Origin of the sequence: Nocardia sp. CA-135953 (genome assembly GCF_050955735.1) — a bacterium.
Classification (GTDB): Bacteria; Actinomycetota; Actinomycetes; order Mycobacteriales; family Mycobacteriaceae; genus Nocardia.
Genome location: NZ_CP192082.1, coordinates 4936839 through 4945000, shown reverse-complemented (window position 1 = coordinate 4945000; position 8162 = coordinate 4936839). Strand labels below are relative to the sequence as shown.

The window sequence follows — 8162 nt, the reverse complement described above, 5'->3', positions numbered from 1 at the left end:
CACCCGGTAAGCCTGAATACTCCCTGGTGACCGATAGCGGACTAGTACCGTGAGGGAAAGGTGAAAAGTACCCCGGGAGGGGAGTGAAATAGTACCTGAAACCGTGCGCTTACAATCCGTCAGGGCCTGCGCACAACTTGTTGTGGTGGGTGATGGCGTGCCTTTTGAAGAATGAGCCTGCGAGTTAGTGGCATGTGGCGAGGTTAACCCGTGTGGGGTAGCCGTAGCGAAAGCGAGTCCGAAGAGGGCGTTTCAGTCGCGTGTTCTAGACCCGAAGCGGAGTGATCTACCCATGGCCAGGGTGAAGCGACGGTAAGACGTCGTGGAGGCCCGAACCCACTTAGGTTGAAAACTGAGGGGATGAGTTGTGGGTAGGGGTGAAAGGCCAATCAAACTCCGTGATAGCTGGTTCTCCCCGAAATGCATTTAGGTGCAGCGTCACGTGTTTCACGCCGGAGGTAGAGCTACTGGATGGTCTAGGGGGCCTACAAGCTTACCGAAATCAGCCAAACTCCGAATGCCGGTGTGTGAGAGCGTGGCAGTGAGACTGCGGGGGATAAGCTTCGTAGTCGAGAGGGAAACAGCCCAGATCGCCGGCTAAGGCCCCTAAGCGTGTACTAAGTGGAAAAGGATGTGGAGTCGCGAAGACAACCAGGAGGTTGGCTTAGAAGCAGCCATCCTTGAAAGAGTGCGTAATAGCTCACTGGTCAAGTGATTCTGCGCCGACAATGTAGCGGGGCTCAAGTACACCGCCGAAGCCGCGGCATTCACACAATACATCCGCCACAGATTACGGTTTGTGGTGTAGTGGTGTGGATGGGTAGGGGAGCGTCCTGCAGCCATGGAAGCAGCAGTGTGAGCTAGTTGTGGAGGCTGTGGGAGTGAGAATGCAGGCATGAGTAGCGAAAGACGAGTGAGAAACTCGTCCGCCGAATGACCAAGGGTTCCTGGGCCAGGTTAATCCGCCCAGGGTGAGTCGGGACCTAAGGCGAGGCCGACAGGCGTAGTCGATGGACAACGGGTTGATATTCCCGTACCCGTGTATCCGCGCCCAGTGGCGAATCAGTGGTGCTAAGTATCCAAAAGCGGATGGACTTCCTTCGGGGAGCCGGAAGTGGCTGCATACGACCCTTGCTGTAGTAGTCAAGCGATGGGGTGACGCAGGAAGGTAGCTGGGCCAGTCAGTGGTTGTACTGGTGTAAGCCTGTAGGGCGAGGCATAGGCAAATCCGTGTCTCTTGTGCCTGAGAGGTGATGCGTAGCCGATTGAGGTGAATTCAGTGATCCTATGCTGCCGAGAAAAGCCTCTAGTGAGTTGGTGCACGGCCCGTACCCCAAACCGACACAGGTGGTCAGGTAGAGAATACTGAGGCGATCGAGAGAACTGTGGTTAAGGAACTCGGCAAAATGCCCCCGTAACTTCGGGAGAAGGGGGACCACGTCTGGTGATGGTTCTTGCAGCCTGAGCTGGGGGTGGTCGCAGAGACCAGAGAGAAGCGACTGTTTACTAAAAACACAGGTCCGTGCGAAGTCGTAAGACGATGTATACGGACTGACGCCTGCCCGGTGCCGGAAGGTTAAGAGGACCGGTTAGCCTGTAAAGGGCGAAGCTGAGAATTTAAGCCCCGGTAAACGGCGGTGGTAACTATAACCATCCTAAGGTAGCGAAATTCCTTGTCGGGTAAGTTCCGACCTGCACGAATGGCGTAACGACTTCTCTGCTGTCTCAACCACAGACTCGGCGAAATTGCATTACGAGTAAAGATGCTCGTTACGCGCGGCAGGACGAAAAGACCCCGGGACCTTCACTATAGCTTGGTATTGGTGTTCGGTGCGGTTTGTGTAGGATAGGTGGGAGACTGTGAAGCGGGCACGCCAGTGTTTGTGGAGTCGTCGTTGAAATACCACTCTGATCGTATTGGACTTCTAACCTCGGGCCATGATCTGGTTCAGGGACAGTGCCTGGTGGGTAGTTTAACTGGGGCGGTTGCCTCCTAAAATGTAACGGAGGCGCCCAAAGGTTCCCTCAGCCTGGTTGGCAATCAGGTGTCGAGTGCAAGTGCACAAGGGAGCTTGACTGTGAGAGTGACAGCTCGAGCAGGGACGAAAGTCGGGACTAGTGATCCGGCACCGGCAAGTGGAAGCGGTGTCGCTCAACGGATAAAAGGTACCCCGGGGATAACAGGCTGATCTTCCCCAAGAGTCCATATCGACGGGATGGTTTGGCACCTCGATGTCGGCTCGTCGCATCCTGGGGCTGGAGTAGGTCCCAAGGGTTGGGCTGTTCGCCCATTAAAGCGGCACGCGAGCTGGGTTTAGAACGTCGTGAGACAGTTCGGTCTCTATCCGCCGCGCGCGTCAGAAACTTGAGGAAGGCTGTCCCTAGTACGAGAGGACCGGGACGGACGAACCTCTGGTGTGCCAGTTGTCCTGCCAAGGGCACTGCTGGTTAGCTACGTTCGGGAGGGATAACCGCTGAAAGCATCTAAGCGGGAAGCCTGTTCCAAGATGAGGTTTCTCACCACCTTCGAGTGGTTAAGGCCCCCTACAGACCATGGGGTTGATAGGCCAGAACTGGAAGCCCGGTAACGGGTGGAGGTGACTGGTACTAATAGGCCGAGGACTTACCAACGAAGAAGCTACGCGTCCACTGTGCGGTATCTGAAACAACACACAAACACCCGCTGGTATCCCGAGGATCGTGTGTTCTCGAGGGTGTTGTGGGTGTGGATAGTTTCATAGAGTTACGGCGGCTATAGCGGTGGGGAAACGCCCGGTCCCATTCCGAACCCGGAAGCTAAGCCCACCAGCGCCGATGGTACTGCACTCGACAGGGTGTGGGAGAGTAGGACACCGCCGGAACATCATTGCGAAAGGCCCCCAACACCAGTTGGGGGCCTTTTTGCGTATCAGAACTCCCCACAATGTACTTAGTAAGTACATCGGGGTGAGCTACTTCTTGATCGGGCGGCGAGCCTGTAGCCGGGCGCTGTCAGCTGCGGCACGCCCGGCCGCCCAACCATTGGCGTTGCCGATGGAAATCCCGCGGTCTCGGATAGTGGGGAACAGCGCGTCGAACGCCTCATCCACTTTGTGCTGGTGGGAGCGGAGCGCCGGAAGCAAATGCGCCGGATCCGGGGATTCCGCGATGGTCGTCTCATTCGCTTCTTCGAGTCGCTCACCGATGCGCGTTGCATAGGCGATGAGGAATGACTTGCGGTATGCGCGGCTTCTGGCATCGGCGCTGCGCTTTGACTCGTTGCCGCTGGCGATCATCGCTCTGGTGGCCTGAACGAGCAGTGAGGTCGTCAGCAATTCGACTGCCTCCAAGTCGCCTTCGTCGCCGACGACGGTCATGAAGCCGAATGCCGAGGCGAAGATCGCGCGGCACCGGTTGGCTTTTGTGACCACATCGACCAGCAGCGCTTTCGCGTCGGCATAGGGGGTTTCCAACCAGATCCGGCACGCGCCGGGCAGATCGGGCACGGCGTTGTCCGCGTCGACGAGTACCCGATCGAGCGCGTATTTGGTCATCAGCTCCTGGGCCTTGGCCGAAAGTGTTTCCGCCTCTTCGGGATATGACGTCGACTCGGCCTTCGCGAGCAGTCCGCGAACTCGGCTCAGAACCTTGACGTCGACGGCGTGGTGGTGCGCTGCGGTTTGCGGTCGCGCAGTGCCGGGCAAGGGTCGGATCAGTTCGAGCTCGGGTAGTCGGATCAGCATCGCAAGCGCCTCGACCACAGTCGTTACCGCCTCTGCCGCAGTCAGTAATTGCTTCGCGGCCCACTGACCGAGGTGCGGTTCTGATGCGGACCACCAGATGTCGGCTCCCAGCGCGGCGAGCTGCAGCTGCCAGGTCTCATCGACTGATTCCGGCGCGTTGGGCCCGACGTAGGCTGCCATGACATCGATGAGTAGCGCGATCGCGAACTGGTCAACGCGTCGCCGCGCGACCTGGTGGATGTCTTCCGGCAGCCAACCGTATTGAAAGATTCGGCCGATGATGTGCTGTGCCGCCAGGTGCGCGCCGTCCGCCTGTTCGTGCGTCAGCGGCTCGCGCCCGACGAGCTGTTGGGCGAATTGCTCTGCGGCGCGGGCATTCCCCTGCGCGGCCTCCATTGCCGTGGCCATGATCGCGTTCGCGATCTGCTCGGAATTCTGTGGCCCACTGGACTGCGCAGACCAGTGTGCGGAGCCGTCGGCGGCGCGACGCTCTCCCGAGCGCCGTCCACGATTTTGCTTGCCCATGACCGACCCCTCACGTAGTCCGGCGGTGTTCAACTTCGCCACAACCGTATAGGCCGGGAGAGGCTAGGGCCGGGTGCCCATGGACCACAGCGGCGTCGTCTCCACCCGCGACAGCCGCCAGCCCTCCGTCGTGCGAACCGCATCGAAGCGGTAGACCTCGCCGAGGGTGTACTGCGGCTCCGACACAGCGGTAGTGGCCGGTGCGAAGGTGGCGATGAGATTCGCACGCACCTCGGCCGCATCGCCGTGCAGGTCGATTATCACATTGGTGATGAAATGCTGAATGCGCTTGTCATCGGAGTGATTCCGGCTCGCCTGCGCGATGAGCGCATCGCGACCCTGGGCCCGGCCGCCAGGGGTTTTCGCGGTCGCCTCGGCGGTATAGATCGTGCGGAAGTCGTCGAAGCGGCCCTCGTCCAAGGCGCGGCCCAATTGATTGACCAGCCCGGTGATCTCGTTGCGGTCCACCAGTTCGCGGAGTTGGTGCGTGTCGTCTTTGGTGGCAGTGGTGCAGGCGGTGAGCAGCGCCAGGGGTAGTGCGGCGTGGGGGAGGAAGCGGCGGAACTTGCTCATTGGTCGAACCTTTCGAACTAAACGTTGGTTACTCCAACGTTGGCAAGTCCAACGGTAACAGATTGTGGGTTGCACCAACAAGTGTTGCTACATTGCTCTCATGGAGATCGCGCACGAGGACACTCCGGGCAGGCTGCGCGCCCTGCCCACCCGACTGGTGAACCAGGTGGCCATCCTCGCCAACCGGGCGACCGAACGCGCCTTCGATGCAACCGGATCCCGCCGCTACCACTACGCCCTGCTCGCTACCCTCGGCGAGTTCGGCCCGGCCAGCCAGGCCGATCTCGGCCGTCGCACCCGGATCGACCGCAGCGATATCGTCGCCGCACTGAACGATCTGGCCGAGCGCGGTCTGATCGAACGGACCCCGGATCCGAGCGACCGCCGCCGCAATATCGTCACCATGACCAAGGCGGGCACCCGCCACCTGGACGAACTGGACCGGCGAATCGAAGGCGCCCAGGACGATCTACTCACCGCTCTCTCCGCCGCCGAGCGCCGCGAACTGGTCCGGCTGCTCACCCGGATCCTCGATGATCATGTGCAAGGGTGATCGGGCCCCATTTCCGCAGGCCGGGGGTAGGGCACGCGGAGCGGGCAACTAAACTGCATCCGTGAGTCTTGTGCTGCTACCTGCTGTCGATGTCGCCAATGGAGAGGCCGTGCGCCTGGTTCAGGGGGAGGCCGGCAGCGAAACCAACTACGGCTCCCCGCGCGACGCGGCACTCGCCTGGCAGGAAGCCGGTGCGGAGTGGGTGCATCTGGTCGATCTGGACGCGGCATTCGGCCGTGGTTCCAATCGTGAACTGCTGGCCGAGGTCGTCGGCGAACTCGATGTCGAGGTGGAGTTGTCCGGCGGTATCCGCGACGACGAATCCCTGGAGGCCGCGCTGGGTACCGGCTGCAGGCGGGTGAACCTCGGTACCGCCGCGCTGGAGGATCCGCAGTGGTGTGCCCGTGCCATCGCCAAGCACGGTGAGCGTATCGCCGTCGGCCTGGATGTGCGGATCATCGATGGTGAACACCGGCTGCGCGGTCGCGGCTGGGTCAGCGACGGCGGCGATCTGTGGGAGGTGCTCGAACGCCTCGAGCGTGACGGTTGCTCGCGCTACGTGGTCACCGACGTGACCAAGGACGGTACCCTCACCGGACCCAACCTGGATCTGCTGCGCGAGGTCTGCGCCGCCACCGACGCCCCGGTCATCGCCTCCGGCGGCGTTTCCACCATCGAGGATCTGATCGCCATCGCCGAACTGGTGCCCGAGGGTGTCGAGGGTTCGATCGTCGGTAAGGCGCTGTACGCGGGCCGCTTCACGCTGCCCGAGGCGCTGGCCGCGGTCCGCTGACGATTCGATGACCGCCAACCGCCTCGATACCGAACTACCGGCCCTGCTCGACGTCGCCGGCGAAATCCTCGACGCGGCGAGCCCCCGTTTCATCGAGGGGGTCGGCGCGCCGAGCGCGGTGGCCAAGGGCCGCAACGACTTCGCGACCGAACTCGACCTGGAGTTGGAGCGCACCATCTCCGCGCAGCTCGAGCAGCGCACCGGAATAGAGGTGCACGGTGAGGAATTCGGCGGTCCGCAGCTCACATCGGGGACCGCTTGGGTGCTCGATCCGATCGACGGCACCTTCAATTACTCATCGGGACATCCCCTTTCGGGCATGCTGCTGGCCCTGGTGCACGAAGGGGAGCCGCTGCTCGGGCTGACCTGGCTGCCACTGCTGCGCCAGCGCTATTCGGCGGCCGTCGATGGTCCGGTGCTGCTCAACGGCGAACCGCTGCCACGCCTGTCGCGCGGGAAGCTCGGCGAGGCGATGATCGGCTTCGGCGCGTTCAATGTGGACTCTGCCGGACGCATTCCCGGTCGGTTCCGTTTCGATCTGCTCGGTCCGCTCAGCAGGCTTTCGTCGCGGGTGCGCATGCACGGCTCCACCGGCATCGACCTCGCGTTCACCGCATCGGGCGTGCTCGGTGGCACGATCGTCTTCGGGCACCATCCGTGGGACAACGCCGCGGGCGTCGCGATGGTGCGTGCGGCGGGCGGGGTGGTGACCGATCTGGCGGGGGATCCGTGGACCATCACCTCGGGTTCGGTGCTGGCCGCCGCGCCGGGGGTGCACGAGGAACTGCTCGAAATGATTTGCACGGTCGCCGACGATGCGTGAGGCTGCGTGCGAAGGACAGGGGCTGGCAGTCGGCGGAGCCTGCCGGGCGGGTAAACACAGCAAGATTCGAAGAAGGGTGAGCCGATGACGTTGGCGGTACGCGTGATTCCGTGCCTGGATGTCGACGCGGGCCGGGTGGTCAAGGGCGTAAACTTCGAAAACCTGCGTGACGCGGGCGATCCCGTCGAACTCGCCGCCGCCTACGACCTGCAGGGCGCCGACGAGCTGACCTTCCTCGACGTCACCGCCTCCACCGGGGACCGCGGCACCATGATCGATGTGGTGACCCGCACGGCCGAGCAGATCTTCATCCCGCTCACCGTCGGCGGCGGTGTGCGCACGGTCGAAGATGTCGACCGGCTGCTGCGCGCGGGCGCGGACAAGGTATCGGTGAATACCGCCGCCATCGCGCGCCCCGAAGTCTTGCGGGAAATGTCGGAGCGCTTCGGCTCCCAGTGCATTGTGCTGTCGGTGGATGCCCGCACCGTTCCGGACGGACGGCCCGACACTCCGTCCGGCTGGGAGGTCACCACACACGGCGGCAAGCGCGGCACCAGCATAGACGCCATCGAATGGGCTGTGCGCGGCGCCGAACTCGGCGTCGGCGAGATCCTGCTCAACTCGATGGATGCCGACGGCACCAAGACGGGCTTCGACCTGCCCATGATCAAGGCCGTTCGCGAAGCGGTCTCGGTACCGGTGATCGCCAGCGGCGGCGCGGGCGCCGTCGAACACTTCGCCCCCGCCGTCCAAGCCGGCGCGGACGCAGTCCTGGCCGCCAGCGTTTTCCACTTCGGCGACCTCACCATCCCCCAGGTGAAAGCCGCCATGCGCGCCGAACAAATCACCGTGCGCTAGCCCGCGCCCCAGCGCACATGAAGCTGACGCATAACCAGTGACTGCCTCGCACAAGGTATAGAGCCTCTGCGAGGTTCTCAGTAGATATGCGGAAGCCTCCGGTGGTATTCGGCGGCGAAAACCTCAGTGCCGTAAGGCCGATGCCTGGTGCGGTCGAGGTTCCACCGATGTTGTTGTGGCCCAAACGGATTTGGCTCCGAGGCTGATTGTCGGTGTGCTCGGCAGATCCGGGGGGAGCTGAATCGCACTCGCGCGGCTCGAATTTTCTTCGGAGAGTTCGGCCGCCACGCCGGGGCGGTGATTGCTATCCGCTCG

At 62.4% G+C, this 8162-nt stretch carries 6 protein-coding genes and 2 rRNA genes (1 of these 8 only partly in view); 6 read left to right on the top strand and 2 right to left on the bottom strand.

Going from position 1 to position 8162, the window contains the following annotated elements; all coding sequences use genetic code 11:
* Together ACQPXH_RS22740 and rrf are read left to right on the top strand one after the other, a co-directional pair.
* Positions 1-2631 (top strand): 23S ribosomal RNA (locus tag ACQPXH_RS22740); it begins 501 nt to the left of the window's first position.
* A gap of 113 nt (positions 2632-2744) precedes the next feature.
* Positions 2745-2861: ribosomal RNA gene (gene rrf, locus ACQPXH_RS22735) — 5S ribosomal RNA — on the top strand.
* Positions 2862-2951: 90 nt separating this feature from the next.
* Here the strand turns inward: rrf and ACQPXH_RS22730 are convergent.
* The gene (locus ACQPXH_RS22730; protein ID WP_433598543.1) at positions 2952-4247 is read right to left on the bottom strand and encodes a DUF2786 domain-containing protein; all 1296 of its coding nucleotides are present in this window, start codon (positions 4245-4247) and stop codon (positions 2952-2954) included.
* A gap of 63 nt (positions 4248-4310) precedes the next feature.
* Positions 4311-4820, bottom strand: coding sequence for a nuclear transport factor 2 family protein (locus tag ACQPXH_RS22725; protein ID WP_433598542.1), 510 nt, complete (start codon positions 4818-4820; stop codon positions 4311-4313).
* Between the two features lie 100 nt (positions 4821-4920).
* Here ACQPXH_RS22725 and ACQPXH_RS22720 point away from each other — a divergent pair, with 100 nt between their 5' ends.
* From ACQPXH_RS22720 to hisF, 4 genes are all read left to right on the top strand, one after another.
* Positions 4921-5373 (top strand): MarR family winged helix-turn-helix transcriptional regulator, encoded by a 453-nt coding sequence (locus ACQPXH_RS22720; RefSeq protein ID WP_433598541.1) that lies wholly within the window; start codon positions 4921-4923, stop codon positions 5371-5373.
* A gap of 61 nt (positions 5374-5434) precedes the next feature.
* Positions 5435-6166 carry a bifunctional 1-(5-phosphoribosyl)-5-((5-phosphoribosylamino)methylideneamino)imidazole-4-carboxamide isomerase/phosphoribosylanthranilate isomerase PriA gene (gene priA / locus ACQPXH_RS22715; protein ID WP_433598540.1) on the top strand — a complete coding sequence of 244 codons (732 nt, stop codon included), beginning with the start codon at positions 5435-5437 and terminating at the stop codon, positions 6164-6166.
* Between the two features lie 7 nt (positions 6167-6173).
* Positions 6174-6989 carry an inositol monophosphatase family protein gene (locus ACQPXH_RS22710; protein WP_433598539.1) on the top strand — a complete coding sequence of 272 codons (816 nt, stop codon included), beginning with the start codon at positions 6174-6176 and terminating at the stop codon, positions 6987-6989.
* Positions 6990-7073: 84 nt separating this feature from the next.
* Positions 7074-7847, top strand: coding sequence for an imidazole glycerol phosphate synthase subunit HisF (gene hisF / locus ACQPXH_RS22705; RefSeq protein WP_433598538.1), 774 nt, complete (start codon positions 7074-7076; stop codon positions 7845-7847).
* The last annotated feature ends 315 nt before the right edge of the window (positions 7848-8162 follow it).